Annotated in this window: 27 protein-coding genes; 15 read left to right on the plus strand and 12 right to left on the minus strand. The window is 68.2% G+C overall.

From position 1 onward, the window contains the following. The 5 genes from ACAM49_RS02370 to ACAM49_RS02390 form a co-directional block, all read right to left on the minus strand. A complete protein-coding gene (locus ACAM49_RS02370) occupies window positions 1–399 on the minus strand; it encodes a VOC family protein (RefSeq protein WP_369633783.1) in 399 nt (132 codons plus the stop codon). Window positions 400–522: 123 nt separating this feature from the next. Further along, window positions 523–1,770 carry a globin domain-containing protein gene (locus ACAM49_RS02375; RefSeq protein WP_369633784.1) on the minus strand — a complete coding sequence of 416 codons (1,248 nt, stop codon included), beginning with the start codon at window positions 1,768–1,770 and terminating at the stop codon, window positions 523–525. An 8-nt stretch (window positions 1,771–1,778) separates the two neighbouring features. Beyond that, window positions 1,779–2,237, minus strand: coding sequence for an Rrf2 family transcriptional regulator (locus tag ACAM49_RS02380; protein ID WP_369633785.1), 459 nt, complete (start codon window positions 2,235–2,237; stop codon window positions 1,779–1,781). Between the two features lie 167 nt (window positions 2,238–2,404). Beyond that, window positions 2,405–3,913 (minus strand): NCS1 family nucleobase:cation symporter-1, encoded by a 1,509-nt coding sequence (locus ACAM49_RS02385; protein WP_369633786.1) that lies wholly within the window; start codon window positions 3,911–3,913, stop codon window positions 2,405–2,407. Window positions 3,914–4,027: 114 nt separating this feature from the next. Further along, the gene (locus tag ACAM49_RS02390; protein ID WP_369633787.1) at window positions 4,028–4,546 is read right to left on the minus strand and encodes a hypothetical protein; all 519 of its coding nucleotides are present in this window, start codon (window positions 4,544–4,546) and stop codon (window positions 4,028–4,030) included. 102 nt (window positions 4,547–4,648) lie between these two features. On the opposite strand from ACAM49_RS02390, the gene ilvA reads away from it, so the two are divergent. Then, window positions 4,649–5,872 (plus strand): threonine ammonia-lyase, encoded by a 1,224-nt coding sequence (gene ilvA / locus ACAM49_RS02395; protein ID WP_369633788.1) that lies wholly within the window; start codon window positions 4,649–4,651, stop codon window positions 5,870–5,872. Window positions 5,873–5,876: 4 nt separating this feature from the next. Here ilvA and ACAM49_RS02400 read toward each other — a convergent pair whose 3' ends face one another. Then, a complete protein-coding gene (locus ACAM49_RS02400; RefSeq protein ID WP_040807647.1) occupies window positions 5,877–6,200 on the minus strand; it encodes a multidrug efflux SMR transporter in 324 nt (107 codons plus the stop codon). Between the two features lie 136 nt (window positions 6,201–6,336). Here ACAM49_RS02400 and ACAM49_RS02405 point away from each other — a divergent pair, with 136 nt between their 5' ends. Continuing rightward, on the plus strand, window positions 6,337–6,732 hold the full coding sequence (locus ACAM49_RS02405) for a peptidase inhibitor family I36 protein (RefSeq protein WP_369633789.1): 396 nt from the start codon (window positions 6,337–6,339) through the stop codon (window positions 6,730–6,732). A gap of 75 nt (window positions 6,733–6,807) precedes the next feature. Next, window positions 6,808–7,581 (plus strand): alpha/beta fold hydrolase, encoded by a 774-nt coding sequence (locus ACAM49_RS02410; RefSeq protein ID WP_369633790.1) that lies wholly within the window; start codon window positions 6,808–6,810, stop codon window positions 7,579–7,581. A 13-nt stretch (window positions 7,582–7,594) separates the two neighbouring features. Here ACAM49_RS02410 and ACAM49_RS02415 read toward each other — a convergent pair whose 3' ends face one another. Both ACAM49_RS02415 and ACAM49_RS02420 read right to left on the minus strand, forming a co-directional pair. Then, the gene (locus tag ACAM49_RS02415; RefSeq protein ID WP_369633791.1) at window positions 7,595–8,371 is read right to left on the minus strand and encodes an HAD hydrolase family protein; all 777 of its coding nucleotides are present in this window, start codon (window positions 8,369–8,371) and stop codon (window positions 7,595–7,597) included. A 52-nt stretch (window positions 8,372–8,423) separates the two neighbouring features. Next, window positions 8,424–11,228: a LuxR C-terminal-related transcriptional regulator gene (locus ACAM49_RS02420; protein WP_369633792.1), complete on the minus strand. Its 2,805-nt coding sequence runs from the start codon at window positions 11,226–11,228 to the stop codon at window positions 8,424–8,426. A 190-nt stretch (window positions 11,229–11,418) separates the two neighbouring features. On the opposite strand from ACAM49_RS02420, the gene ACAM49_RS02425 reads away from it, so the two are divergent. From ACAM49_RS02425 to ACAM49_RS02450, 6 genes are all read left to right on the plus strand, one after another. After that, the gene (locus ACAM49_RS02425) at window positions 11,419–11,766 is read left to right on the plus strand and encodes a VOC family protein (RefSeq protein ID WP_369633793.1); all 348 of its coding nucleotides are present in this window, start codon (window positions 11,419–11,421) and stop codon (window positions 11,764–11,766) included. Between the two features lie 47 nt (window positions 11,767–11,813). Next, on the plus strand, window positions 11,814–12,269 hold the full coding sequence (locus ACAM49_RS02430; RefSeq protein WP_369633794.1) for an iron chaperone: 456 nt from the start codon (window positions 11,814–11,816) through the stop codon (window positions 12,267–12,269). 300 nt (window positions 12,270–12,569) lie between these two features. Next, entirely contained in the window at window positions 12,570–13,019 is a 450-nt protein-coding gene (locus tag ACAM49_RS02435; RefSeq protein WP_369633795.1) for a nuclear transport factor 2 family protein, read from the plus strand. A 46-nt stretch (window positions 13,020–13,065) separates the two neighbouring features. Further along, window positions 13,066–13,665, plus strand: coding sequence for an RNA polymerase sigma factor (locus ACAM49_RS02440; RefSeq protein WP_369633796.1), 600 nt, complete (start codon window positions 13,066–13,068; stop codon window positions 13,663–13,665). A gap of 76 nt (window positions 13,666–13,741) precedes the next feature. Beyond that, entirely contained in the window at window positions 13,742–14,191 is a 450-nt protein-coding gene (locus ACAM49_RS02445) for a peroxiredoxin family protein (RefSeq protein ID WP_369633797.1), read from the plus strand. Between the two features lie 426 nt (window positions 14,192–14,617). After that, a complete protein-coding gene (locus tag ACAM49_RS02450; RefSeq protein ID WP_369633798.1) occupies window positions 14,618–15,874 on the plus strand; it encodes a hypothetical protein in 1,257 nt (418 codons plus the stop codon). Window positions 15,875–16,292: 418 nt separating this feature from the next. Here the strand turns inward: ACAM49_RS02450 and argH are convergent, their stop codons facing one another. From argH to ACAM49_RS02465, 3 genes are read right to left on the minus strand one after another with little or no spacing between them, the layout of a single operon-like run. Beyond that, window positions 16,293–17,714, minus strand: a complete 1,422-nt coding sequence (gene argH, locus ACAM49_RS02455) for an argininosuccinate lyase (RefSeq protein WP_369633799.1) — start codon at window positions 17,712–17,714, stop codon at window positions 16,293–16,295. Continuing rightward, the gene (locus tag ACAM49_RS02460; RefSeq protein ID WP_369633800.1) at window positions 17,711–18,622 is read right to left on the minus strand and encodes an SAM-dependent methyltransferase; all 912 of its coding nucleotides are present in this window, start codon (window positions 18,620–18,622) and stop codon (window positions 17,711–17,713) included. The genes argH and ACAM49_RS02460 overlap by 4 nt, the downstream gene beginning before the upstream one ends. A 42-nt stretch (window positions 18,623–18,664) precedes the next feature. After that, window positions 18,665–19,867 carry an argininosuccinate synthase gene (locus tag ACAM49_RS02465; RefSeq protein ID WP_040807618.1) on the minus strand — a complete coding sequence of 401 codons (1,203 nt, stop codon included), beginning with the start codon at window positions 19,865–19,867 and terminating at the stop codon, window positions 18,665–18,667. A 242-nt stretch (window positions 19,868–20,109) separates the two neighbouring features. On the opposite strand from ACAM49_RS02465, the gene ACAM49_RS02470 reads away from it, so the two are divergent. Then, window positions 20,110–20,889, plus strand: a complete 780-nt coding sequence (locus ACAM49_RS02470) for a trans-aconitate 2-methyltransferase (RefSeq protein WP_369633801.1) — start codon at window positions 20,110–20,112, stop codon at window positions 20,887–20,889. Between the two features lie 23 nt (window positions 20,890–20,912). Here the strand turns inward: ACAM49_RS02470 and ACAM49_RS02475 are convergent, their stop codons facing one another. Beyond that, window positions 20,913–21,665: a hypothetical protein gene (locus tag ACAM49_RS02475; protein WP_369633802.1), complete on the minus strand. Its 753-nt coding sequence runs from the start codon at window positions 21,663–21,665 to the stop codon at window positions 20,913–20,915. A gap of 329 nt (window positions 21,666–21,994) precedes the next feature. Between ACAM49_RS02475 and ACAM49_RS02480 the strand changes: the two genes are divergently transcribed. The 5 genes from ACAM49_RS02480 (at window position 21,995) to ACAM49_RS02500 (ending at window position 26,205) form a co-directional block, all read left to right on the plus strand. Next, window positions 21,995–22,156: a hypothetical protein gene (locus ACAM49_RS02480; protein WP_369633803.1), complete on the plus strand. Its 162-nt coding sequence runs from the start codon at window positions 21,995–21,997 to the stop codon at window positions 22,154–22,156. 397 nt (window positions 22,157–22,553) lie between these two features. Next, window positions 22,554–24,839, plus strand: a complete 2,286-nt coding sequence (locus tag ACAM49_RS02485) for a nitrate- and nitrite sensing domain-containing protein (protein WP_369633804.1) — start codon at window positions 22,554–22,556, stop codon at window positions 24,837–24,839. A gap of 19 nt (window positions 24,840–24,858) precedes the next feature. Beyond that, window positions 24,859–25,287 (plus strand): roadblock/LC7 domain-containing protein, encoded by a 429-nt coding sequence (locus ACAM49_RS02490; protein WP_369633805.1) that lies wholly within the window; start codon window positions 24,859–24,861, stop codon window positions 25,285–25,287. Then, window positions 25,284–25,637 carry a DUF742 domain-containing protein gene (locus tag ACAM49_RS02495; protein WP_369633806.1) on the plus strand — a complete coding sequence of 118 codons (354 nt, stop codon included), beginning with the start codon at window positions 25,284–25,286 and terminating at the stop codon, window positions 25,635–25,637. Before ACAM49_RS02490 ends, ACAM49_RS02495 begins: the two co-directional genes overlap by 4 nt. Next, window positions 25,621–26,205 carry an ATP/GTP-binding protein gene (locus tag ACAM49_RS02500; protein ID WP_369633807.1) on the plus strand — a complete coding sequence of 195 codons (585 nt, stop codon included), beginning with the start codon at window positions 25,621–25,623 and terminating at the stop codon, window positions 26,203–26,205. Before ACAM49_RS02495 ends, ACAM49_RS02500 begins: the two co-directional genes overlap by 17 nt. Window positions 26,206–26,209 lie beyond the last annotated feature (4 nt).

Consider the following 26,209-nt stretch of genomic DNA (forward strand, 5'->3'; position numbering starts at 1 on the left):
TCAGTGGGCGGGCAGCGGGCAGTAGAGGTCGATGCCGTTCCCGTCCGGGTCCAGCACGGTCGCGTAGCGCATTGCCCAGGGTGCGTCGAAGGGCTCCTTCACCCCCGTGTACCCGGCCTCGACCAGTTCGCCGTAGAGCGCATCGACGGCATCGGGACTCGGCGCCTCGAAGGCCAGGAAGTTGCGGGCCCCGCCGCTCGGCTCGGTCCAGCCGGGTGTGATGGTGGCTCGGAACGGCTGGGTGTCGAGCATGAGGTGCAGCCCGCCCGGCAGGTCCGCGCCCGCGTGGCCCGGGAAGGCCGAATCAACCTTGAATTCGACTCCGAGCCGCCGGTAGAAGGCCATCGAAGCCTCCAGATCAGCCACCACGATGTCGATCGTATTCAGCACCAGTTCCATGACGTTCCCTTCTCGGTTGCGCGTCGGGCGATTGCCCGCGCTTCAATTCCGAGACGAACGGCGAACGCCCCGATCCGACACTTCCCGAAAAAATCTCGAGTGGGGCGGATCACGGCTTCGGCGCTACGCCGGGGCCGGAGCCTGCTCGGCGTTCAGCAGCCAATCGTTGGGTGCGAAGAGTTCGAAGTGGACCCGGTCCGAGGGAATGCCCGCGGACATGAGCTGGGCCCGAACGTACTGGAGGAAGCCGGTGCCACCGCAGAGGTAGTAGTCGGCATCCTCGGGGAGGTCGGTGCGGGTCAGGTCGAGCAGGCCGTGGCCGTCGGCGCGGTACCAGGCGCGGTAGTAGACGTCGTTCAGGCGCGTGGCCAGGTCGGCGACGGTTTCGCGCAGCGGGTGCGCGGTGGTGGAGCGGTCGGCGTGCAGAATGACCGTTCGGCGCGAAGGGGTTTCGGCGGCCAGGTACTCGAGGATGCCGACCATCGGGGTGACGCCGATGCCCGCCGAGATGAGGACGAGCGGGGTGGTGGCCTCGGTGTCGATGGTGAGATCGCCGAAGGGCAGGGTGATTTCGAGGGAAGCACCCGGCTGGACATGGTCGTGCAGCCAGCCGGAGACCTCACCCGCGGGAGTGTTCTCCTCCGCGAGCACCCGGCGCACCGTGAAGGCCAGGCGGCCGTCGCCACCGCGGTTGACCAGGCTGTACTGGCGCAGCTGGCGGGCACCGTCGGGCAGTCGCGCGCCGACGGAGATGTACTGTCCCGGAAGGAATCCGGGCAGCGGGCGCGCCGGGTCGGCGGATTCGACCACGAAGGTCGCGACGCCCGAGGAATCGTCGATGCGCTGCACCACCCGGGTTTCGCGGAAGACGTCGCCCGGTTCGACCCCGACCGAATCGTAGAGTTCGCGCTCGAAATCGATGAGAGTCGTTGCCATCAGCCAGTACACGCGGTCCCAGGCGGTGGCGATCTCCGGGGTGACCACGTCCGCACCCAGCACCTCGACGATCGCGGCGAACAGATGCTCGTGCACGATGCGGTATTCGGGCTCGGTCACGCCCAGGGACACATGCTTGTGCCCGATGCGGGACAACAGTTCTCGCGGATGCGGCAGGGCGGGATCCACCAGATGGGTGGCGAAGGTGGCGATGGAGGCGGCCAGGGCCTTCTGCTGCGCGCCCTGCTGCTGATTGCCGCGATTGAAGCGGTCGCGCAACAACTCCGGGTGGGCGGTGAACATCTTCGAATAGAACAGCGGGGTGATCTGATCGATGTGCGCACCCACCACGGGCAGGGTCGCGCGAATCACCTCGGCGTGCTCGGGCTCCAGCTCGGGAATGCGGTTGAGCGTGGAATCCGGCGCGAGCCTCATGAGGTCTCCTAGATGTCGACGAGTGCGGCTGCCGGGAAGACCGGCAGATGCAGCAGATCCACGGTGCGCTGGTCCACCAGATCGGCGAGGACGTACCGATCGAGTTCGGCGTAGAAGGCTTTCTGCGCGGTGGCGAGCACGCCCCGCAAACGGCAGGCATTCGCCAGTGGGCACGGATTGTCGCCGACGCAATCGATGACTTCGTGATCGCATTCGAGCTGGCGGACAATGGCGCCGACGGTGGTGGTCCGGCCGAGTTCGGTCAGGAAGACCCCACCGGTGCGGCCGCGCTGGGACTCGACGTAGCCGAGTTCGGCGAGCCGGGAGACGGCCTTGGCAACGTAGTTCTCGGAAGCGTTTACCTGTCGCGCAATAAGTTTGACGGTGACTCGTTCCTCGGCGCCGCTGCTGACCGTCAGGCGCATGAGCGACCGCAGGCCGAGATCGGTGAACCGGGAGAGCTGCATGCCATCAACGGTACTTTTTCCGATTCCGAAAAGCATATTTTGAGCGTGTGCTCTTTAATACTTCATTCCGAGGGGAATATGTAGTCCGAAACACAATGGGAGAAGGACATTTATCACTGGACAGCAAATCCCTGGCAGCGGCCGGCACCGCTACCAGGGATTTCCGCTCAGGCGGTGACGATTTCCGCCGGAGCGGAGGTAGCCATGAGCTTCGTCCGGGTGGCCAGACCGTAGTAGATGGCCAGCGCCAGACCGCATCCGATGAACCAGCTGTACTGGGCCGCGGTGTGCATGCCGTACACGTTCTTGGCCAGCACCGGGAACACCGCCGCGATGGCGCCGATCACGGTAGCGATCACCGCGACCGGGTTGAATCCCTTGGTGTACCAATACTTTCCGGTCGCGGCCATGGTGAACAGCTCGTCCACCACAATCTCGCGCTTGCGCACCAGGTAGTAGTCGGCGATCAGCACCCCGAACAGCGGGCCGATGAACGCGCCCAGCACCTCGAGGGTGTAGTGGATGACGTCCGGGTTGTTGTACAGGTTCCACGGCGTGATCAGCACCGACCCGACCGCCGCGATCATGCCGCCCATCCGCCAGCTGATCTTCTGCGGGCTCACGTGCGAGAAGTCGAAGGCCGGCGAGATGAAGTTGGCGACGATATTGATGCCGACGGTCGCGATGGTGAAGGTCAGCGCGCCCAGCACGATGGCGAAGGTGGAGTCGATGCGCGAGACCGTCTCGACCGGATCGGTGATGAGCTCACCGTAGACCGGGATGGTCAGCGACGCGGTGATCACCACCAGCAGCGAGAACGCCAGGAAGTTGACCGGCAGGCCCAGCAGGTTGCCGCGCTTCACCGCGGCCATCGACTTGCTGTAGCGGGAGAAGTCGCCGAAGTTCAGCATCGGCCCGCAGAAGTAGGACACCACCAGCGCGATCGCGCCCAGCACCACCGGCAGCGCGTCCCAGCCGTGGTACTTGACCGAGCCCAGTTGCAGATCGATCGAACCCCAGCCGGCCTTGTAGATCAGGTACCCGCACAGGAAGAACATGACGACGTACACGGCGGGACCGCAGAAGTCGATGAACTTGCGGATCGACTCCATGCCCTGCCAGAACACCGCCGCCTGCACCACCCACAGCACCAGGTACGCGCACCAGCCCAGCAGCGACAGCCCGAGGAACCCGTAATCCCCCGACACCGCGTACGGCGCGAGGCTCGGGAACAGCTTGACCGCCACCACGATCAGCGCCGCCGAAGCCAGATAGGTCTGGATGCCGTACCAGGCCACCGCGATCAGGCCGCGAATGATGGCCGGGATGTTCGCGCCCTTCACGCCGAAGGCGCTGCGGCACATGACCGGATACGGTACGCCCGCCCGCTGGCTGGGCGCGGCCACCAGATTGCACAGGAAATATACGATCGTGATGCCGATGAGCAGGGCCGCCAGCACCTGCCATCCGGCCAGGCCGAGCGCGAAAAGGCTGCCCGCGGTGACGTATCCGCCGACGCTGTGCACATCCGACATCCAGAAGGCGAAGATGTGGTAGCTGCCCCAGGTCTGCTTCTTCAGCGGGGCGAGATCGTCATTGGTGAGCCGGGGGTCGTAGTCTGGTGTCGCCGCTGGTGATTCCGCCGCGGCCGCGGCGGGGGTGACGATATCGGTCATGGGGTGAATCCGATCCGGGAGCCGAAGATGGTGGGCTCAAGGTAGGAACGGGCCGTTCCCCACGCATTGCTTTTCGGTTTCCGGGTTATTGCGTGACCCGTATATCTTTCCGGCTCACATCATGGTGGCGCTGAGGCGGCCGAGGCCCGTGGGTACACCGGGTCCGAGACAGCCCATCACCATCTCGGGGGTCATCATCTCGTAGGTGGCGCTGACCCGAACCCAGTTGCCGAGGCCGAAACCGCTCACCACCTGCATGGGACCGACCGTGGGCTGGACCATGCCGACCGGCCAGGGACCCCAGAGCGTACTCGTGTCGCCGTTGTTCCAGGTGATCCAGACGGTGAGCGGGCCGTCGGCCGGATGCATGCAGTCCGACCAGGCGATGTGCTCGCCGGTGAAGGTGGCCGAGGTGATCCCGGGATAGCCGGTGCAGCCCCAGAGCCGGCCCACCGAGGTGAAGGTGAGCTGGGTCGGGGTCATGGTGATCGCGCCGTTGACGGCGGTCCAGCGGAAGTCGCCGCCGGTGCAGGTGCCGATGGAGTCGGCGTGTGCGGGCGGGGCGGCGAGCGGGGCCAGGGCGGAGACCGCGGAAGCGGTCAGTGTGGCCAGCGCTTTCACGATCGTGGGCACGGCGAGAACATAAACCCGGCGTGGGTCGCCGCCCGGGATTGCCGGTCGCACGCCGTGTCTGAAAGCCGCCGACGAGCGACACCGGAGCCAATCCCTGGCAACATGACCGCCATGGAGCTCATGGCGCGGATCGAAGCGGCGGCGACCCTGCTGGCACCGGTCATCCGGCGGACCCCCGTGGTCGCCTCGCGGGTGCTGTCGGAACGCATCGGCCACGAGGTCCATCTCAAATGCGAGAACCTGCAGCGGACCGGTTCGTTCAAGCCGCGCGGGGCCTACAACCGGATCGCGAATCTGACCGAGGCCGAGCGCTCGCGCGGCGTGGTGGCGGCCAGCGCGGGCAATCACGCGCAGGGTGTCGCGTGGTCGGCGAGCTCGCTGGGTATCGAGTCCACGGTGTTCATGCCGGTCGGCGCGTCGCTGCCGAAACTGATGGCCACCAAGGCCTATGGCGCGACCGTGCATCAGGTCGGCGACACCATCGACCAATCCCTCACCGCCGCACGGGCGTTCGCGGAGCAGACCGGCGCGACGCTGGTGCACCCGTTCGATCACATCGACATCGTGTCCGGGCAGGCGACCTGCGGGCTCGAAATCCTCGACCAGCTACCGGATGTCGGCACCGTGCTGGTGCCGACGGGTGGCGGCGGACTGCTCGCGGGCGTGGCGGCGGTCCTGCAACGGCTGAAGCCGGAGGTCCGCGTGATCGGCGTGCAGGCCGCCGAGGCCGCCGCCTGGCCCGCCTCCCTGGCCGCGGGAAAGCCGGTGGCGCTGGAGCAGATGGCCACCATGGCCGACGGTATCGCGGTCGGCTTGCCCGGCGAGGTCCCCTTCGAGCACATTCTGGACTCCGCGCCCACCATCGTGACCGTCGACGAGGACGCCCTGTCCAAGGCGCTGCTGCTGTGTATGGAACGCGCCAAGCTCATCGTCGAGCCCGCCGGTGCGGCCGCCGTGGCCGCCCTGATGGCCTGCGCCCCGGCCGAACTCGCGGTCCAAGGCCCGGTCTGCGCCATCCTCTCCGGCGGCAATATCGACCCGCTACTGCTGACCCGGGTCATCGGCCACGGCCTCAGCGCCGCGGGCCGCTACCTGGCCGCCCGCGTCACCATCTCCGACCGTCCCGGCAGCCTGTCCCGGCTGCTCGCCGAGCTGGGCCGTACCGGCGCCAGCGTCCTCGACGTCGTCCACTCCCGCACCGGCGCCTGGCTGGCCATCGACGAGGTCGAGGTTCTGCTCACCCTCGAAACCCGCGGCCCGGCACACCGCGACGAGGTCCTCGACGCCCTCGAAACCGCGGGATACGTTGTCCGAGTAGCGGACTGACCTGTCAGTGCGCCCCGCCCAGTTCCAGGGCGAGCACCCCCGCGATCACCAGCACGATCCCCCCGATCTGCACCGGCGTGATGTGCTCGTCCAGGAACAGCGCCCCGATGGTCGCCACCGCCACCACCCCGACCGCCGACCAGATTCCATAAGCCACCCCGATGGCCATCCCCCGTTTCAACGCCTGCGACAGGAAATAGAACGCCGCCCCGTACCCGATCACCACGATGATCGAGGGCACGAGTTTGCTGAACCCCTCCGAGATCTTCAGCGACACCGTCGCCGTCACCTCGCACGCGATGGCCAGTCCCAGCAGCAACAACGTCATTGCCGAAGGATAGCTACCAGGTGGCCGCGGCTCGCGCCGGCCGCGTGATTAGTCGACCGTTGGTCGATCGTTGGTGAGGCGGCTCAGGTTGACGACAGCCGGAAGGCTGATTTCGATCGAGATGAAGGGGAGATTCATGAAGAACGTCAACCGCGCCAAGCACATTCGGGGTGTCCTCGCCGCGGCCGTGCTGACCGCAGGCACCGTCACCGGTGGTGCGATCATCTCCGCCGCACCCGCCTCCGCGCAGGGCTACGACTGCCCCGGCGGCCTCTTCTGCGCCTGGGACGGTGTGGACGGCACCGGCAGCATGTTCGTCCAGGAGGACAACAGCTGCGTACTGCACGACATCGGCAATGGCGGCGTCGGCGACCGGATGGTCTCCTACTGGAACCGCACCGGCAAGAACGTCGACGTCCTCAACTGGAACGGGAAGAACTGGGAGCTGCTGGCCCACGTCCCCGACTCCGTCCGCGGCACCCTGCCCGCCTACGCCCGGCACAAGGCCGACGCGATCAAGGTCTGCGCCTGACCCCGCGCCGGACCGGGTGTGTGACATGGCTCGTAAAGCCGCGTCACACACCCTTTTTCGGTGCAGACTGAGGGCATGGCTGCTCTCGCGGTGCGGCGGTGGGGAGATGGGCCCGAGGTCGTGCTGGTGCACGGCGGGGCGGGTCCGAAAACGACCTGGGCCGGGCTGGATTCACTGGCCGAACGATGGACACTGACAGCGGTGTATCGACGTGGATATCCGCCGAGCCCGCCGGTGTCGAATGGCGGGCAGGACTTTCTGATCGATGCCGATGATCTCGCCGCGGTGTTCGACGAGTACCGCCCGCATGTGGTCGCGCATTCCTACGGCTGCCTGGGCACACTGCTGGCCGCCGGGCAGGATCCGAGTCTGGTCCGGTCATTGACCCTGATCGAGCCTCCGCTCTACTTCCTCGCCCCCGGCGATCCGAATGTGGCCCGGCTGAAACAGGTCGGCGACGCCGTCCTCACCGACGGCCTCGCGGCCGATCCCGCCGTGCTGCGGGAGTTCCTGACCCTCTCCGGCTCCCCCGCCGTCGACGCGGACCCGCTCCCCGACCCGGTCCAGGCCGCGGTTCGCCGAGCCCATGGCGGCCGCCTGCCCGGCGCGGCCCGCCCCGACCTGAAAGCCCTGCGCACAGCGGGCATTCCGGCCTTGGTCGCCTCGGGTGGCCACCTCCCGGCCCTGGACAGCATCTGCGACGCCCTCGCCGAGACCCTCGCGGCCGACCGTGTCACCGCCCCGGGCGCGGGCCATTTCGTTGCGGCCGCACCGGGTTTCGCCGCCCGTCTGAACGACTTCCTCTCCGGCGCGGCGGCCGTCGGGCCGCTTCCCTGTTCCGGGAGCTGATGATTCGCGCCGGTCAGCCGACCGGATCCGCGATCACGGCTGGGAGACGGTCGATTTCGGCTGCTACCGCCTCGGGATCGGCGAGCACCGTCAGATGCGCGACATGGTCCAGGCTGGGATGCGCGCCGACGCGGATCGCCCGTGCGGCGTTGCGCAGCAGGTCGATGTCGTTGAGGTCATTGCCGAAGGCGATGTAGCGGGTATGGCCGATCGCCCGCAGGGCTTCCCATTTGGTTGTCGCCGCGGGCGAGATATCGATGATGCTCTCCTCCAGGTGGTGATTCACCACCAGCCCGAGCTCCCGGCCGGCCGCCGCGAGCGCGGGCATGTCCTCGGCCGTGAGCACCAGGAACTTGACGACCTCGGGGAGGTCCGCGACCTCGACCTGGCGAGCCAACAGCCCCTGGTCGATCCTGGCTCGCAGAGGATGGTCGGGGCTGCCGGTGTAGGCATAATCCCAAGGCCCGTCGACCAGATAGGTCGCACCCCACCGCCCGCACGCGGCGAGCAGACTGCCGAGGCTAGTCGGATCGATGAAGGCCCTCGCCCGCACGTCGCCGCCGACCGAGACCAGGCTGCCATTGCCCCCGATCAGGGTCGCGGTCCCGAAATCGCCGTCGAGCACCGGCAGCATGTCCCGAACCGGACGCGCGGACGCGAACACCAGTCGATAGCCGGCATCGACACGCCGCTGAATCGCCGAACGTATGCGCTGATCGATGGTGCGGCCATCGAAGCAGATCGTGCCGTCGAGATCGAAGACCAGGGAGCGCGCGCCGGGATTACTCATCTCAGCATCGTATTGACACAGGTCGACGATCACGAAAACCGACGGGTCGGGACTACAGGTGCGAGGACCCGGTCATCGGGGCCAGGCCCAGGGTGGTGAGGGCGGTTGCGGCCTCGGTGGCTTCGGTACCGCCCGCCAGGATCTTGGTGCGGGCGGATTGGTAGCCGCAGCCCGCGGCCTCGAATGTGGTTGCGGTGGAGAGCAGGCGAGGGCGGTCCTTGGTGACGAGGGCTTCGGCACGGTCGATGATGGCTGTTGCCAGGGGGTTTCCGGTGGTGGCGGTGCGTGCCTCGGCGAGGTCTGTTGCGGCGTCCAAGGTTCCGGTCATGGCGGCGGCTTCGGTATGCAGGGCGATGTACCAGGGGTACCAGGCGCCGGTGACCTTGGCGCGTGCCTCGGCCGGGGGCAGGGCGGTGCGTTCCAGGGCGTCGAGGGGCTGGCCGTGGTGCAGCATCAGCAGGGCGTCGAAGACGGCCTGGTAGCCCTCGGCGTCGGAGGCGGGGGTGCCGAGTTGCTGGAGGACGCCGGTCCATTCGCGTTCGGCGTCGAAATCGTCGCGCAGGCCGTGGATCATGCGCACGCCCGCCGCGGCCGCACCCAAGGCGGAACGGGCCGGGCAGTCCTCGCGATGCCAGGACTCCAGGAAGCGGGCGCCGTGGGTGAGGACGTCATCGACATTGCCCGCCAAGGCATCCGCCACCAGCAGGCGGCTGGTCGCGGTGTGGCCGACCTCGGCGAGCATCGGGTGCTCGGCGAGCTGGCGGGCCCAGCGGCGCGCGCCGGGGAGATCGCCCGCGCCCAGGCCGAATTCGGTGGCCTGGCCGAGGGCGTCGATGAGTTCGTGGGTTCCGGCCGGAGTGTCGGGGGCGGTGGAGAGCAGCCGGATCCGGCGACGGGCGGTGGCCGCCGCGGCGACCGGATCGCCCGCGCGGCTCTGGGCGGCGGCGAGGACGTCCAGGGCGGCGGATTCGGCGATCGGGTCGCGGGTGGCGTGCGCGAGTTCGACCGCGTGCTCGGCGAGTGAAACCGATTCCGCCAGCGGGATATCGGACGGGTCGTGCGGTGCGCCGAACGGGTCGCCGAGGACGGCCGCCACCGCCAGGGCGACGGCCGCCTTCGCCGCGTCCGAGCGCGCGCCGTCGGCCAGCTGCCGTGCCTCGTCGATGAGGGCAAGCACCTCCGCGCGGGCCGGGAGCTGCTCGAATTTCCCCCAGAAGCGGTGGGCCGAGGCGGCGGCGGTGGCCAGGTCGACGGCCGCGCCCGCGGAATCCCCCGCGCCCCTGGCGAAGTCGGCCGCGCCGCGGTACAGCCCGTACATATCGTCGGCATTGCCCTGGCAGCCCGCGGCCGCCGCGGCGTGGCGCAGCAGTTCGGCGGAGGTGGCCGGATCATCGGCGAGGTAGGCGGATTGGGTAAAGCGCCATTGGGATTCGCCGGTGAAGTGGCGGTTGAACAGCAGATGCGCGAACTGCCTTCCCAGGCGGTGGGCATTGGCCCGCTGCTCGGGCAGTTCGGCCGCCCAGCCCAGTGCGGCGCGGAAATCGTCTGCGGCGGCATCGAATCGGGCCCGCCATTCGCCACGCAGCGTGGAAAGGCTGTCCGCCTCGGTCAGGCAGGAGCGCAGGTGTCCGGCGCGGGCGTCGGTCAGTTCGCCCGCGGCTTCGAGCTGCTCGAGACCGTACTGCCGGATGGTCTCCAGCGCCCGGAACTGGGTCCCGGCCGGGGTGTCGGTCACCACCAGCAGGCTCTGCTCGGCCAGCCGCGCCAATCCGGCCGCGACCGTGCCCTTGTCGACGCCGGCCACCTCGGCCGCCGCGTCGACGGGGAACGAGGTCATGAACACCGACACTCGCCGCAGCAGTACCTGGTCCTCGGGTGCGAGCAGGGCGTGGCTCCAGTCCAGGGCCGCGCGCACCGAGCGGTGCCGGTCGTCGGAGCGCGCGCCGCCCTCCAGCATGCGCAGCTGATCGTCCAAACCGGCTGCGAGACCGTCCAATCCGAGGGTGGTCCAGCGTGCGGCCGCCAGCTCGATGGCCAGCGCCACGCCGTCGAGGCGCTCGCAGAAGGTGGCGACCTGATCGCGCATGGCGTGGTTGGGCGGCCAGCCGCCCGCCGCCGCGCGATCCATGAACAGCTCGACCGCGTCCGAACCGCCTTCTCCGGCAAGGGACATCGGCGGCACGGCGTAGGCGCGCTCGAACGGCACCATGAGCCGCGCGCGGCTGGTCGCCAGCACGCTCACGCCCGGACACGATTCGAGCAGCTGCTCCACGAACGGCGCGACGCCGTCCCGCACGTGTTCGCAATTGTCCAGCACCAGAAGCGCGTTCCGGTCGGCGAGGGTGGACAGCACGGCGCGGTCGAAGGCCCGGCCCGGCTGTTCGCCGATGCCGAGCGCCATGGCAACGGTGCCCGCGACCACGCAGACGTCCGGGCTGGCGAGCGGCACCAGATCCACGAACCACACACCGTCGGCGAAGTCGGCGGCGACATCGGCCGCCACCGCGAGCGCGAGCCGGGTCTTGCCCACCCCGCCCGGTCCGACCGCGGTCACCTGCCGCTGCGTCTTGATCAATTCGGTCAGCTCGGCGCGTTCCCGCGCGCGACCGATGAACGAGGTCAGCGGCTTCGGCAGCGTCGGCGCGGGTTTCGGGCTCGCGGCAGCGGCGGCGGCCGCGTGCTGGGCCAGCGCCCGGCGGTCGGGCACCTCCAGCTTCCGCAGCAGCGAGGACACGTGGCTCTCCACCGTGCGCACCGAGATGAACAGTTGCGCCCCGATCTCGGCATTGCTGAGGTGCCGGCCGACCAGCTCCAGCACTTCCGCTTCCCGGGTGGAGATCTCCAACGTCACAGCCATGTGTTCAAGTCTGCCCCAAGCGGCACCCGCGCACGGTACGGACGGATACCGAGGTTCGACTCCGTAGTGGAATCCGTGGTCGCCACGGATGTGGCCGGGGGTCCCCCGGCGCGATGCTTGATGCACACCGGGTTCACCGGAACCAACCGGATCACCAGCCGATTCGGACCCCCGACTTCGAGGAGAAACCATGACGACAATGGGCATCAAGACGGTCCTGCACCCGGTCTCCGATCTGGCCGCCGCGAAATCCGTCTACTCGGCACTGCTGGGCATCGCACCCCAGACCGACTCCCCGTACTACGTCGGTTTCGAGTCCGAGGGCCAGCACATCGGCCTGGTGCCCGACGGCGGACCGCAGTCCATGACCACCCCCGTCTCCTACTGGCACGTCGCCGACATCGAGGCCAAGCTAGCCGCCCTCACCACCGCCGGCGCCACCGTCACCCAGCCCGCCCACGAGGTCGGCGGCGGCCGCCTGGTCGCCACCGTCGCCGACACCGACGGCAATGTCCTGGGCCTCATCCAGGACCGCTGACCCTCCCGATTTCCCCCTATTACCCAACTCCCGCAAAGGAACCCATCATGGCCACCCAGACCTCCAAGCAGAACTCCGTCGGATTCAGCGCCGAAGAGCGCGCCGCCATGAAGAATCACGCCGCCGAACTGAAGGCCGCCGCCCGCCGCGCCAAGTCCGCCAACGCCGCGGCCGAGGCCGAGGCCGAGGTGCTCGCCAAGATCGCCGAAATGACCGGCACCGACCGCGAAATCGCCGAACGCCTGCACGCCCTGATCAAGTCCGTGGCTCCCGAGCTGACCTGCAAGACCTGGTACGGCATGCCCTCCTACATGCGCGACGGCAAGATCCTCTGCTTCTTCCAGGCCGCCGGCAAGTTCAAGACCCGCTACGCCACCTTCGGCTTCAACGACATCGCCAACCTCGACGACGGCGACGCCTGGCCCACCCACTTCGCCCTCCAGGCCATGACCCCGAAGGTCGAAGCCAAGATCACCGAAACCCTCCGCAAGGCCCTGAGCTGACCCTCCATCGAATCCGGTTGCCCGCCACCATGACCCGGTGGCGGGCAATCGGCTTTCCGGCGGGTCAGGCCGGTTCGGGCAGGAATTGGAAGACGCTGTTGAGCCCGGCGCCTCCGAACAGCAGTTTGATGATGATCACGCCCATGACTTCTATTCGGCGAGCCATACGCGGCCTATTCCTCCCCTGCGACCCACCAGCGAGGTGAGTGGCGCAGGTCACCTCGAATCGTGTCATGTCTCGGTGATCCGCGGTGTCTCGAGGACATGACACCGAAACCACTCTCGGCTGAGGAGCTGAACATGACCATCGACAACGACTTTCGGCCACACACCGAATCCGGGCCGCGCCGGACGATCGACAAGGTGGTCGAGGCGCTGCGCGCCAGGGATCTGGAAGCCCTACGGCAGCTGTACACCACCGACGTGGTGTCCTTCGACGTCGAGCCGCCGCTGGTGCATGCCGGGATCGCGGCGAAACTCGAGAACTGGGCGAAGGTGTTCCAGTTCTTCGCGACCGTGGACTACGAGATTCGCGATCTGACGTTCACCGTGGACGGGAACGTGGCATTCGGGCACGCCTTCGCTCGCCTGCACGGCACCCTGCACAATGGGGAAGCGGCGCAGGGCATGTGGGTCCGGGTCACCTACGGCATGCGCAGGACCGGCGACACCTGGCTGATCGCGCACGACCAGGTCTCGGTGCCGTTCGACATCACCACAGGTAAAGGGGTGGTCGACCTGGAGCCCTGACGGCCGGGTACAGCGGCTGAATCCTTTTCCGCCCGAGGACGCTCTTATGGTGGTGAATGTACGAATCGAAGCGCAGCACCTCGGCGACTCCTCGGGCGGGACGGTAGTGGAATCCGGTTGGGCCGGTCGGCATCTGGTCGAGGCGGCGCAGAATGGCGATCGGGAGGCTCTGGCCGCGGTCGTGTACGGCGCGCATCCGCATGTCCGGCGGTTCGCGCAGCACCTGTGCGCCTCCGCCACCGACGCCGAAGACGCCACGCAGGAAGCGCTGATCATCCTGTACCGCAGGATCGGAACCCTGCGCGCCACCACCGCGCTGGCGTCCTGGATGTTCCGCATAGTTCGCAACGAATGCCTGCGGCGTGCGCGACGCCTGCTCGACCAGGCTCCGCGCACCGATTTCACGGAGGTCGAGGTCGTCCATTCCGCCGAGGATGAAGTGCTGCGCCGCCTCGACGCCGACCAGCTCGCGCAGGCGATCACGGCCCTTCCCGAGGTGCAGCGCCGCGTGCTCGTCATGCGCGACGTCCTCGGCTACCCCGGCCGCGCGACCGCCGACTCCCTCGGCTTGAGCACCGCCGCAATGAAATCCCAGCTCCACCGCGCCCGCACCGCCATCCGGCAAAGCCTCGACCTGCGCCCGTAATCACCGACGCACCAGCGCAATCCCGCGCACCCCGCCCCTGATCGGCAACCCACCCCATTCGAAGGGACGCTCCACCATGCTCACCTCCGCCCGCCCGGCCCCAGACCTGAACCTCGTCGACACCTCCGGCCGCCCCTGGCGCCTGTCCGACAACCGCGCCGCACGCGCCACCCTCCTCTACTTCATGCGCTCGACCTCATGCCCGATCTGCAACCGCCACGTCCGCGACCTCGTAGCGCAGCACACCGACTTCGACGCCGCGAACATCCAGGTCGTCGTGGTGGTACCCGAAGATCCCGACACCGCCTCGACATGGAAGGCCAAGCGCGCCATCCCCTTCCCGGTCCTCACCGGCAGCGCCCACGAATCAGTCGGCCTGACCCGCAAGTTCTTCGGCTCGATGCAACAGTCCGGCACCATCCTGGTCGACTCCACCGGCACCATCCGCCACGCCCACAGCGCGACAATCCCCATCAACAGCTACGACAAGAAGGGCATCACCGCCGCCATCAACGCGCTTCCGTGACAACCGGTCATGAAGGTGAGGCGGCGGGCGATCCCTTGTCCGCGCCCGCAATTCGAGCTACGGTGGCGCGGTGATCTTCACTAATGGAAAGGGCGCCGCGCGCCCCTGCCGGTGAACCCCGGCCAGTGGACGGCTTCCGAAACCGATGGCCGGACCACTTTCTTCGCTCACGCCCTCAGCCTCACCGCACTGCACGGTCCCGGACCCTGGCCCGGCGGAGGCAATCCACTTCCGGATGAACCATCCACCCAGCACGAACTGAGTTCGACCGCGCTCGACGGCATCCGGACCCATCACGGCGGTGGGGCCGACGAATCACCGCCCGTCGATACGCTGATCAACGCGATCACCGAAGTCCTCGCATCCCCGGACCCGGCGGCCACAGCCGCACTCCACGATCGGCTGGCCGAGCATCGAGCCCTGGATGTGGCCGACGACCTGGTCCGGGGGCTGCGCGGCATACCCGCCGTGGACCTGCGCGCGCTGGCACTCGCACTCATCGAGCACGGCACCCGCCGCAACGCGGTGGCCCTCGGAATCGTCATGCTGGGCATCGCCGGTGACGCCCGCGATGAGGAATTACTGCTGCTCCTGGGCACCTTGGAAGACCTGACCCTGTATGCCGTTGTCGCACTGGCCAATACCCAATCGGACCGCGATCAGGCGATCCATCGACTCGCCCAGCGCGTCAATGGCTGGGGCCGTATCCACGCGGTCGAGCGGCTGCGCGGCACAAATGATCCCGAGATCAAGGCGTGGTTGCTGCGCGGCGGATTCCGCAACAGCATCCTCGATCAGTACCTCGCCCATATCGCCGCGACCACGGGCGATCTCCATGCCGCACTGCTCGCACCGGAGGTCGATACCGAACTTCTGCATGGTGCCGCGGGAATCTTCGATGCGCTCACGGACTTGCACGGACCAACCTGGGACATACGGAACTACGAGGATGCTCTCCCCTGTCTGACTCGATTCGGCGAACTGATCGGTGCCGTGCCCCCGAATCTCACCTATATCTCTACCGCTCAGGGCATACATGACGTACTGAAAGATCCTCCGTCCGATACGAATTGGCCGGAGACAGAACTCTCGCGTGTTCTCGGGCAGTTCTCCGCCCTGCTGGCCCGGCCGGATTGGTCGCAGCATGTCCGGGCCATGCTCGACCATCCACCCGCCATATCCGATTTCCGCCGCGCGCTCGCGTGCTCGGACGCCGTTGGTATCAACGCGTTACCGCACGCCCTGACCCGCCTGCGGCAACCACCACACGATAGCTACACCTGGCACTGGGCAATCACTCACAGCCCGGAATCCCTGCACGGCGCCCTCGTGCGACTGGCAGGCGAAATACTGCCACTGGACGAGATGATGTCGGGGCCTGATCCCGAGAGGATCATCGGGAGCTCCGACGAGGAGAGCGTTCTCGACTACGTTCTGTCCTATCTCGGCGAATCCGACGTGCCGGAGGCCGACCTCCTGCCGCTGATACGGACCGCGCTGTGCACCAGTGGCCTCCGACTGCGCGGATTCGCTTTGCGGACGCTGGACAACCGGTACGGCCCGGATCTCCCCGCCGTCGCGCGTTCCTGGGTGCATGCGGCCGCCGCCGTCGAACCAGACGACGACCTTCGCGCCCGGTTTACCGACCTGCTGAAACGGACCGAGGCGACCGGCGAGAAATAAATGGGATGCGGCGCGTGCCGGGCGCTGGTTACAGTGCTCGGCATGTGGCTGTTCCTGTTCTCCTGAGCGCACTTCGCTGTTGATGCCCGGCGGTCCTTGTGGACCGTGCTGTGGCTTTCCCGATTTCGACCGGCTTCCGATCCGGTTAGTCGGTCACGCATACCTGTAGGAGGACTGATGCCTGAGCGCTTTTCGCTGCCTGAAATTCCCTCGGAATCCCCGGCTGATCGGCCTTTGTCTCGCCGCGAGCGGCGGGGTAAGGGGAAGCAGAAGCAGCAGACGATTGCGGATGGGAAGGTGCACGATGCCGGTCGTGCCGCTGTTCCGGCCGCGAAGCATATGAATTACCGTCGCGGATGACGAACGGCCCGTTGGGTTTCCGGGAGTGGGAACCCAACGGGCCGTTTGTCGTGGCGGGTCAGCTCAGCCAGGAGCGGTGGGTGGCGGCGGTGCCGCGGACCTCTTCGAGTTGCTTGGCTACCTGGGTGCCGGCGGTGCCGCCGCGGGCGTTGCGGGAGGCGATGGAGCCCTGGACGGTGAGGACTTCGCGGACACCGGGGGTGAGGGCCGGGTCGACGGCGGCGAATTCCTCGTCGGTGAGTTCGTCCAGACCCACGCCGCGGGCCTCGGCGGCACGGACGCAACCGCCCGCGGCCTCGTGGGCTACGCGGAACGGAACACCCTGGCGGACAAGCCATTCGGCGATGTCGGTGGCGAGGGTGAAGCCCGCCGGGGCGAGTTCGGCCATGCGGTCGGTGTGGAAGGTCAGGGTGGAGACCAGGCCGGCGATGGCGGGGAGGAGCAACTCCAGCTGGGCCACCGAGTCGAAGACCGGTTCCTTGTCTTCCTGCAGGTCACGGTTGTAGGCGAGGGGCTGGGCCTTCAGGGTGGCGAGCAGGCCGGTGAGGTTGCCGATGAGGCGGCCCGCCTTGCCTCGGGTGAGCTCGGAGACGTCGGGGTTCTTCTTCTGCGGCATGATCGAGGAGCCGGTGGACCAGGCATCGGCGAGGGTGATGTAGCCGAATTCCGGTGTGCTCCAGATGATCACCTCTTCGGCCATGCGGCTCAGATCGACGGCGATCATGGACAGCACGAAGGCGGCCTCGGCGGCGAAGTCGCGAGAAGAGGTGGCGTCGATGGAGTTCGCTGCCGAGGAATCGAAGTTCAGTTCCGCGGCAATGGCTTCCGGATCCAGGCCCAACGAGGAGCCCGCCAAGGCGCCGGAACCGTAGGGCGACACCGCGGCCCGCTTGTCGAAGTCGCGGATCCGGTCGATGTCGCGCAGCAGCGGATGCGCGTGCGCCAGCAGGTGGTGGGCCAGCAGCACCGGCTGCGCGGCCTGCAGGTGGGTCTTGCCGGGCATGACCGCGTCCGGATGCGCGGCGGCCTGCTCGGTGATCGCGTCGACCACATCCAGCACGCCGGAGGCGATGTGCCGCATGGCATCCCGCAGCCACATCCGGAACAGCGTGGCCACCTGATCGTTGCGGGAGCGGCCCGCGCGCAGCCGCCCGCCCAGCTCGGCGCCGACCCGGTCGATCAGCCCGCGCTCGAGCGCGCCGTGCACGTCCTCGTCGGATTCCAGGGGCCCGAAGGCGCCCGAGGCCACGTCGGCGGCAAGGGAATCCAGCCCGGCGAGCATGCCCGCCAGATCGGACTCCGAGAGCAGCCCGGCCTTGTGCAGCACGCGCGCATGGGCCTTGGAGGCGCGGACGTCGTACGGCGCCAGCGCCCAGTCGAAGTGGGTCGACTTGCTCAGCGCCGCCATGGCCGCGGCCGGGCCGGACGCGAAGCGTCCACCCCACAGCGCGCCTTCGTTCGTGCTGCCGCCCTGGGTCATTGCGTCTCGTCTCCTCGCGGTTTCGTCGCGGTCATCAGAATGTGTGCGCCCATCCCGGCCTTGGCCGCCTCGGGGACGGTCCGGCCGCGGTCTTCGAGCAGGGCGACCGGGTCGCCCTCGGTCACCAGCCAGCGGTGCATGGCGAACCAGGTGCGGGGGTCCTCGCGGTCCTCCCACGGGTAGAACAGATTCTCCAGGTCGAGGTGGATTCCCGCGTCCGCCATGACCTTCCGGCGCCGTTCGCGGAACTCGTCCGCCATGTCGCCGGTCGTGCCCAGGTTCAGCGCCAGCCGACTGCCGGGTGCGCTGAGCTCCAGCACCTGCTCCAGCAGCTTGTCCTGGGCGTGGCCGGGCAGGTACCGCAGTAGCCCTTCCGCCAGCCAGGCGGTCGGTTGATCGGGCTCGAATCCCTTGTCCAGCAGGGCCGTCGGCCAGTCCTGCCGCAGATCGATCGCCACCTCGCGACGGTCGGCGGCGGGTCGATCATCGGCCAGTGCCCGCGCCTTGAAGGCCAGCACCTTCGGCTGGTCGAGCTCGAAGATCCTGGTGCCCGAAGGCCATTCGAGCCGGTAGGCGCGAGCGTCGAGCCCGGCGGCCAGAATCACGATCTGCCGGATCCCGGCCCGCACCGCGGCGGCGAAGTACTCGTCGAAGTACAGCGTCCGGGCGATGAGCACGCTGCCCATCGACCAGGCGCCCAGATCACCACCGGCGCCCTGGCCGCTCAGCGTCCCGGCCATGAGGCTGTTCCAGCCCTCGGAGTCGACCGCACCCACCAGCTTGGCCGCGTACGGATCCCGGAAAAGGGCGTCCTCACGGCCGGTTTCGTAGGCCCGGATGGCCGCCACACCGATGGCCGTCGCGCCCACGCTCTCCGTGATGTCCCAACTGTCGTCATCGGTTCGCATGGGCGCGTCTCCTCAGGCCGGTAGGTCCCCGGTCGCAGGCTACTACTTGCTGTTCAGGTCCCGACGCGCCGCGACCTTGGACGACAGGCCGTGGATCTGCACGAAGCCCTTGGCCAGCGACTGGTCGAAGGTGTCGCCCTCGTCGTAGGTGGCCAGGTTGAAGTCGTACAGCGACTCGTCCGAGCGCCGCCCGTTGACGACCACGCTGCCGCCGTGCAGCACCATGCGGATCTCACCGGAGACATGCTGCTGGGTGTCCTGCACGAAGGCGTCCAGCGCGCGCTTGAGCGGCGAGTACCACAGGCCGTCGTACACCAGCTCGCCCCAGCGCTGCTCGACCTGCCGCTTGTAGCGGCCCAGCTCGCGCTCGATGGTGACCGCTTCCATCTCCTGGTGCGCGGCGATCAGCGCGATGGCGCCCGGCGCCTCGTAGATCTCGCGCGACTTGATGCCCACGAGCCGGTCCTCGACCATGTCGAGGCGGCCCACACCCTGACGGCCGGCCCGCTTGTTCAGCTCGGTGATGGCCTCGAGCATGGTGACCGGGCGGCCGTCGATGGCGACCGGCACACCCTTGTCGAAGGTGACGATGAGCTCGTCGGGCGCCTCGAAGTTGACGGTCGGGTCGACGGTGTAGTCGTAGACGTCCTTGGTCGGCGCGTTCCACAGGTCCTCGAGGAACCCGGTCTCGACCGCGCGGCCCCACAGGTTCTGGTCGATGGAGAACGGCGACTTCTTGGACACGTTGATCGGCAGGTTGTTCTCACCCGCGAACTCGATGGCCTTCTCACGGGTCCAGGCGTAGTCGCGGACCGGCGCGATGACCTTCAGGTCGGGCGCGAGCGCGCCGATGCCGACCTCGAAGCGGACCTGGTCGTTGCCCTTGCCGGTGCAGCCGTGCGAAACGGTGTCGGCGCCGTGGTATTCGGCGGCCTCGACCAGATGCTTGACGATCAGCGGCCGGGAGATGGCCGAGACCAGCGGGTAGCGGCCCATGTAGAGGGCGTTGGCCTGCACGGTCGGCAGGCAGTACTCGTTGGCGAACTCGTCGCGGGCGTCCACGACGATGGACTCGACGGCGCCGCAGTCCAGCGCGCGCTGGCGCACGTCGTTCATGTCCTCGCCACCCTGGCCGAGGTCGATGGCGACGGCGACGACTTCCGCGCCGGTCTCCTTCGCGATCCAGCTGATGGCGACAGAGGTGTCCAGCCCGCCGGAGTAGGCGAGTACGACGCGCTTCGTCATAGTCCGTGTGCTCCTCGATTGTGCGTATAGGTCCCGGGCCGGTGCGCGCGAGTCGCGTGCCGTGTCCGGCTCTGCGTGGCGCTCCGTCGTCCTGCAAATGATTATGCATGACGATGCAATCCCATTCATAACCGGGTCCCACACCGAACCGAACCGACCGCCCCCATCCTTGCACCGCACCCGCCGGAGGAATACAGTACGGACGTACGGTTTGGGAAATTCGACGATGATCGGAGCGGCCCATGTGGGATCCGGCCAAGTACCTCGCCTTCGACGACCTGCGCGCGCGACCGTTCTTCGACCTGGTGAACCGGGTCGGCGCGACCGCGCCCCGCCGCGTGGCCGATCTGGGCTGCGGGCCCGGAAACCTGACCGCCACCCTGGCCCAGCGCTGGCCCGACGCGGCCCTCGAGGCGTTCGACTCCTCCCCCGAAATGGTCTCCGCCGCAAAGGAACACGGCATCGACGCCACCGTCGCCGACGTCCGCGACTGGCTGCCCTCCCCCGATACGGATGTGGTCGTCACCAACGCGGTCCTGCAATGGGTCCCGGATCACCTTGCGCTGCTTCCGGGTTGGATCGAGGCCCTGCCCGACGGCGCGTGGTTCGCCCTTCAGGTCCCCGGAAACTTCGATGCCCCCTCACATCTGACGATCCGAGAGCTGGCCAACTCCGAAAAGTGGTACAGCAAGCTGGGATCCGCCGGAATCCTCGAGCGCGAGGCCGTGCCCGACCCGGCCGGGTACGCCGCCGTCCTCGCCACCGCGGGCTGCGCGGTCGACGCCTGGGAGACCACCTACCTCCAGCCCCTCACCGGCCCCGATCCGGTCCTGGAGTGGGTGACGGGCACGGCACTGCGCCCGGTCCGGGACGCCCTCGACGACGCCGACTGGCAGTTCTTCCGCGCCGACCTCGCGCCGCTGCTGCGCGCCGCCTATCCGCAACAGCCCGACGGCACCACCTGGCTACCGTTCCGCCGGGTATTCGCGGTGGCGCACAAGCACTCCCGCCGGGCGGCCTGACGATCGAGCGGAGTGGCGGCCGCCTAGCTGGCGTCGGAGGTCGTGTCGTGGATCCAGTCGATCACCGTGAGCTGTCCCAGCGGCTGGGGCACCCCATTGATCATCGTGATCGTCACGAACGCCGAGCCCGGTGCGCCGTTGCTCCGATTCTGATTGATCATCGTGATGACGCCGTGGCCGTTGGCCGACACCAGCGCGGCGGTGACGACACCGGTGTGGCCGGGGTGGCCGGGCTGCCCGAAGCTCAGCACGTCACCGGGCACGGGCATGCCGCCCCGGCCCGGATATACGCGAATCAGCGGAGTATCGGAGATGTCGAAGCCGAATAGCTGCTGAATCATCGGATCGAAATACGCGTCGACCAAGGCATCGCCGTTCACCGAGACGGCGGGCAGGTGATATCGCTGGTTCAGATATCGCTCGCTGAGCTCCACGCATTCCCATTCCAGCGCCCCGCCCCACCCGGCCTCCGGGTCGATCCCGGAAACCACGTCATTATTCGGGCCGCACGCGATGAGGTCGCCCCAGCGCCCGATTTCCACGCTGCCGGGATCGTTTCCCGGATCGCAGATTCCACCCCGCCACCACGACGGCAAACCGAAGGTCGGGGGCGGCATGCCACCGCCGACCGACACACCCGCCGACGCCGCACCCGCCGAGAGCGTTTCGATGGTCGTGGACATTTCCGGCGTCACGATGTCGGCGACGGCGTCGCCCGGGCCGTGGCTGCCGGAAAGTGCCAGCAACGCGCACAATACGATTCCCGCGATTCGCATTGGTGTGCCGATCCTCCATTCTTCCGATACTCACCGCCCCCGCCTTCGCGCATCCGTCCGAACGCCAAACAAATCGGGAGGCTATCAGGCGTTCCACACGGAAAGCGGATACCGACAAATGGCGCGCCGATTTGTGAAATAAGTATTTTCTTCCACCGGGAGGGCGTCTCCCGCGATGGCGAGACGGCATCGCCCGACGGCACCGCCCGGCGGCCGGTCGGCCGGATTCCGATTGTGGCACACCAATGTTCCAGATTCGTTCGCCGATCACGTTGCGCCCGACTGTGTCACGCTGAATCCATCACCCGTGCACACCGGAGGATTCAGCCATGCTCTCGACACTCGCCCAGAACGTAGGCACCATCGGCCGCGACATCCTCTCCATCGGATCGGCCGCTCTACAGTTGGCACAGGACCTCATCTCCGCAGGCGGCACCGGCCAGGGCGGCGGCGGTACCACCTACCCGCCGGGTCAGTACCCGCTCAACTGACCGACAGCAACTCTCCCGCGAATCGGCGGCGGCATCTTCGTGATGCCGTCGCCGATTTGCATTTCGAGACAAGCGATCCGGCGGTCAGTCAATAGTTAAGTTCACGCGTTGAACTTAAGTCCCGCTCGAGTTGACTGCCGCGAGGCCGTGTGGGAGCTTTCAGAACGGCTCCCGTGGGTTCGAATTGCGAGCCTCGCGGACTTTCAGAGGAGAAGCAGGAGTGCGCTCACGCCTATGGCGGGAAATGCCAAGGGACAGACCGGAGTCGGGGGACGTGTCACCCATCGACGCAAAGCCGGTACCGGGGGTTGCATTCACCGGGATATTGCGCGCCAGGACAATTCGCGGGCAGCTTTCCCGAATCCTGGCGTTCGCTTTGATTTTGGTTCTCGTTCCCTTGGCAGCGACCCTGCAGCGGGCGTATAAGGACTACCGCGAATCCGAGGACACCCGCCAGGCGGTATCGCTCGCCCTGAGCGTCCAGGATCTGACCGACCAGATCCAGCGCGAACTCGGGCTCAGCAACGGCCTGCTCGGCGGCGACGGCGCCCTGCAGCAGCCGCTGCAAGCCCAGCGACACACCGTCGACACCACGCTCGACGCGGTCAAGGCCGCGGCGAGCGGTGACGCGCCGGGCGCGGATCAGGTGCGGGCGGCGCTGGCGCAGCTGAATCTGCTGGGCAACACCAGAACCCAGGTCGACACCCGACGCGTGAGCCGCCCGGTCGTGCTGAAGTTCTACGGCGACGCGGTGAGCGCGCTGAACGGGCTGACCCTGGGCCTGGACCGCGCCGCCGACGCCGAACTCCAGCGCGGCCTGCAGGCCTTCTACGCCCTGGGCTCGGTCAAGGAGCAGTTCGACAAGGAGCGCGGCTTCCTCAACGGCGTCTTCGTGGCCGGGCACTTCTCCGGCGGCGAGTACGGCCAATTCCTGGAGATCCGATCGGCCAAACAGGCCGCGCTGCAATCCTTCTCACGCTTCGCCGGGACCGACCGGCGCGGCGATTTGGACGAGGCCATGCGCGGCGACGACGCCACCCGGGCCGGGCAGGACGAGAGCATCGCGCTGGCGTCCGGCGACGGGCCGCTGGCCCGCCCGGTGGACCCGGCGACCTGGTGGACCCGGATGACCGGTGTCATCGACGCACAGCGCACCGTGCAGAAGGCGGTGGGCGGCGACATCCGTTCCCGCGCCGACGCATTGCGCGACGCGGCGCAGACGCAGCTGATCGTCTTCCTGGTCGGCGCGGCCATCGCCATCGCGGCCATGATCGCCCTGGTGCTCGCCTCGGTGCGCAACCTGGTGCGCCCGCTGGCCACCCTGGCCGGGGAGGCCGACGAGGTGGCGTCGCGGCGGCTGCCCGGAGTCATCGACGAGTGGTCGCACGCCGTCGACACCGCGCCGGAGCCGCCCGCCGCCGTGCGCCCGCCAACGGGCGCGAGCGCCGAGATCGCCGCCGTCGCCGACGCTCTGGATCGCGTGCAGACCACCGCGTTCGAGCTCGCGTCGCAGCAGGCGCTGGTGCGCCGCAATACTGTCGAGTCGATGGGCAGCCTGGCGCGGCGCAATCAGAAGCTGGTGCACCGCCAGCTCGCCCTGATCAGCCACTTCGAACGCGAGGAGCTCGACCCGCAGGGCCTGGCGAACCTGTTCGAACTCGATCACCTGGCCACCCGCATGCGCCGCAATGCCGAGAGCCTGCTGGTGCTGGTCGGCGAGAACAGCCCGCGCCGGGTGCCGCAGCCGATCTCGCTGGTGAACGTGATCCGCGCGGGCATGTCGGAGGTCGACGACTACCGCCGCGTGGTGTTGCGCCGCATCGAGGATGTGTTCATCGTGGGCTCGGCGGCCAGCGAGCTGTCGCACATGCTGGCCGAGCTGCTGGAGAACGGCCTGGCCTTCTCGCCGCCCGATCTGGATGTCGAGGTCTACGGCCGCCGGGCCGCGCAGGGATATCTGCTGGCGGTGGTCGATCACGGCGTCGGGATGACGGCCGAGCAGCTGGCGCAGTCCAATGCCAAGCTGCGCGGCGAACAGGACTTCATCGTCGCTCCGACCCGCTACCTGGGCCACTACGTGGTGGGCCGCCTCGCCCAGCGGCTCGGCATCGAGATCGAGCTGAACACCTCGCCGGTCAGCGGCATCGTCGCGCGCCTTACCCTGCCGCCGGAATTGCTTGCGAGCGAGCAGGATCTGCCGATCGAGACGGTGCAGGAGTCCGCGGCCGCCACCACGGTGGAACCGACCTGGGGCTCGGATCCGGCACCGATCGCCGCACCCGCCCCGGAACCCGTCGCGCCGCCGGAGCCCCGGTGGGCCGAACGCGCCGCCCTGCCGCCGAGCCCCGAGCCCGACACGGCACCGGTGCACCGCCCGCCCAGGCCCGCCGCCGCACCGGATCCGGACCGGCTCACCACCCGCAACGGATTGGTCAAGCGCAACAAGGCCGCTCGCGCCGCGGCCGCTGACGCGCGGCAGCGCCCGACGCCCGCGGCCACCCCGCCGCCCGCGCCGGAGCCGGTGGCCGACCGCACTCCGGAGCAGACCCGCTCCATGCTCGCCGCCTTCCGGGCCGGGCACGAGCGGGCCGCGGAGATCTACACGACCTCCTCCCGCCTGCAGCCGGTGCTCGACGAGATAGCCTCCCGCACAGCAGATTCCACCTCACAATCCCGTCCGTGACGACCCGAGAGGAGATCCGGTGACCGCCCAGCTGCCGAGCGCCGATCCCCATACCTTCAGCTGGCTGCTGGCGAACTTCGTTCGCAATACCCCGGGGGTGCGCGATACCGTCGCGGTCTCCTCCGACGGGCTGCTCATCGCCATGTCCGATGGTTTGGAACGGGTCGCGGCAGATCGCCTGGCCGCCATGGTGTCCGGGCTCACCAGCCTGGCGACCAGCGCCTCGCGGAGCTATTCCTTCGAGGGCCTGAAGCTGATCATGATCGAGATGAAGCGCGGCTTCCTGCTGGTCTCGTCCATGGGCAACGGCAGCTGCCTCGGCGTCATCGCGGACGGCAACTGCGATGTCGGCCTGCTCGGCTACGAGATCTCCATTCTGGCCGAGCGCGCCGGTTCCCTGCTGGATCCGGCCCTCATCTCCGAGCTACGAGAGACACTGCGGCGATGAGAGATTCAGACCCCGACCTCACCCAGGGCGCGCACGATTTCGTGCGGCCCTTCGTGGTCACCGGCGGCCGCACCACCCCGGTGATCGACGGCCTGCGCATCGAGACCCTGGTGCACGCGGCCCCGCACGCGTACTCCGCGCCCGTCCAGCTCGAACAGCGCGAGGTGGTGCGGTTGTGCCAACAGCCCACCTCCATCGCGGAAATCGCTGCCGCACTGCATGTTCCGGTCGGCGTGGCCAAGGTGATCGTGAGCGATCTGGCCGCCGGCGGCTACCTGACGGTGCGCGAGGCGCCCGAGCTGTCCACCGCCGCCATCGAGAGGATTCGCGACCTTGTCCGCGCACTCTGACACCCACATCGCCCCGCGCACACCGTCGTCGGTGAAGATCGTGATCAGCGGCGGCTTCGGCGTCGGCAAGACCACCTTCATCGGAGCCATCTCCGAGATCGAGCCGCTGGCCACCGAGGCCGCCATGACCGAGGCCGCGATCAATGTCGACGATCCCGGCCATCGCGCGGACAAGACCCAGACCACGGTGGCGCTGGACTTCGGCCGCATCACCCTGGACCGCTCGCTGATCCTGTACCTGTTCGGCACCCCCGGCCAGGAGCGGTTCGTCTTCCTGTGGGACGACCTGGTGGACGGTGCGCTGGGCGCGGTGATCGTGGTCGACACCAGCCGGATCGACGACTGTTATCCCGTGCTCGACTACTTCGAGGAGACCGGCACGCCGTTCGTGGTGGTGGTCAACCGCTTCGACGGCGAACCGCGCTTCGATCTCGAGGAGGTGCGCGAGGCCCTCGAACTCGAGGGCGACATCCCGGTGCTGGAATGCGATGCGCGCGACCGGGAATCGGTCAAGAACGTCTTGGTGGCCCTGCTGGAGCAGGTCCTGTATCAGCGGCTCACGGTGTAGAGGA

Source organism: Nocardia sp. JMUB6875, from assembly GCF_041154655.1.
GTDB lineage: Bacteria > Actinomycetota > Actinomycetes > Mycobacteriales > Mycobacteriaceae > Nocardia.

Bases quoted from the DNA above. Each gene is read 5' to 3' on its own strand.
- ACAM49_RS02370 (WP_369633783.1), bottom strand. From the start codon at position 399: ATGGAACTGGTGCTGAATACGATCGACATCGTGGTGGCTGATCTGGAG.
- ACAM49_RS02375 (WP_369633784.1), bottom strand. From the start codon at position 1,770: ATGAGGCTCGCGCCGGATTCCACGCTCAACCGCATTCCCGAGCTGGAG.
- ACAM49_RS02380 (WP_369633785.1), bottom strand. From the start codon at position 2,237: ATGCAGCTCTCCCGGTTCACCGATCTCGGCCTGCGGTCGCTCATGCGC.
- ACAM49_RS02385 (WP_369633786.1), bottom strand. From the start codon at position 3,913: ATGACCGATATCGTCACCCCCGCCGCGGCCGCGGCGGAATCACCAGCG.
- ilvA (WP_369633788.1), top strand. From the start codon at position 4,649: ATGACCGCCATGGAGCTCATGGCGCGGATCGAAGCGGCGGCGACCCTG.
- ACAM49_RS02400 (WP_040807647.1), bottom strand. From the start codon at position 6,200: ATGACGTTGTTGCTGCTGGGACTGGCCATCGCGTGCGAGGTGACGGCG.
- ACAM49_RS02405 (WP_369633789.1), top strand. From the start codon at position 6,337: ATGAAGAACGTCAACCGCGCCAAGCACATTCGGGGTGTCCTCGCCGCG.
- ACAM49_RS02410 (WP_369633790.1), top strand. From the start codon at position 6,808: ATGGCTGCTCTCGCGGTGCGGCGGTGGGGAGATGGGCCCGAGGTCGTG.
- ACAM49_RS02415 (WP_369633791.1), bottom strand. From the start codon at position 8,371: ATGAGTAATCCCGGCGCGCGCTCCCTGGTCTTCGATCTCGACGGCACG.
- ACAM49_RS02420 (WP_369633792.1), bottom strand. From the start codon at position 11,228: ATGGCTGTGACGTTGGAGATCTCCACCCGGGAAGCGGAAGTGCTGGAG.
- ACAM49_RS02425 (WP_369633793.1), top strand. From the start codon at position 11,419: ATGACGACAATGGGCATCAAGACGGTCCTGCACCCGGTCTCCGATCTG.
- ACAM49_RS02430 (WP_369633794.1), top strand. From the start codon at position 11,814: ATGGCCACCCAGACCTCCAAGCAGAACTCCGTCGGATTCAGCGCCGAA.
- ACAM49_RS02435 (WP_369633795.1), top strand. From the start codon at position 12,570: ATGACCATCGACAACGACTTTCGGCCACACACCGAATCCGGGCCGCGC.
- ACAM49_RS02440 (WP_369633796.1), top strand. From the start codon at position 13,066: ATGGTGGTGAATGTACGAATCGAAGCGCAGCACCTCGGCGACTCCTCG.
- ACAM49_RS02445 (WP_369633797.1), top strand. From the start codon at position 13,742: ATGCTCACCTCCGCCCGCCCGGCCCCAGACCTGAACCTCGTCGACACC.
- argH (WP_369633799.1), bottom strand. From the start codon at position 17,714: ATGACCCAGGGCGGCAGCACGAACGAAGGCGCGCTGTGGGGTGGACGC.
- ACAM49_RS02460 (WP_369633800.1), bottom strand. From the start codon at position 18,622: ATGCGAACCGATGACGACAGTTGGGACATCACGGAGAGCGTGGGCGCG.
- ACAM49_RS02465 (WP_040807618.1), bottom strand. From the start codon at position 19,867: ATGACGAAGCGCGTCGTACTCGCCTACTCCGGCGGGCTGGACACCTCT.
- ACAM49_RS02470 (WP_369633801.1), top strand. From the start codon at position 20,110: ATGTGGGATCCGGCCAAGTACCTCGCCTTCGACGACCTGCGCGCGCGA.
- ACAM49_RS02475 (WP_369633802.1), bottom strand. From the start codon at position 21,665: ATGCGAATCGCGGGAATCGTATTGTGCGCGTTGCTGGCACTTTCCGGC.
- ACAM49_RS02480 (WP_369633803.1), top strand. From the start codon at position 21,995: ATGCTCTCGACACTCGCCCAGAACGTAGGCACCATCGGCCGCGACATC.
- ACAM49_RS02495 (WP_369633806.1), top strand. From the start codon at position 25,284: ATGAGAGATTCAGACCCCGACCTCACCCAGGGCGCGCACGATTTCGTG.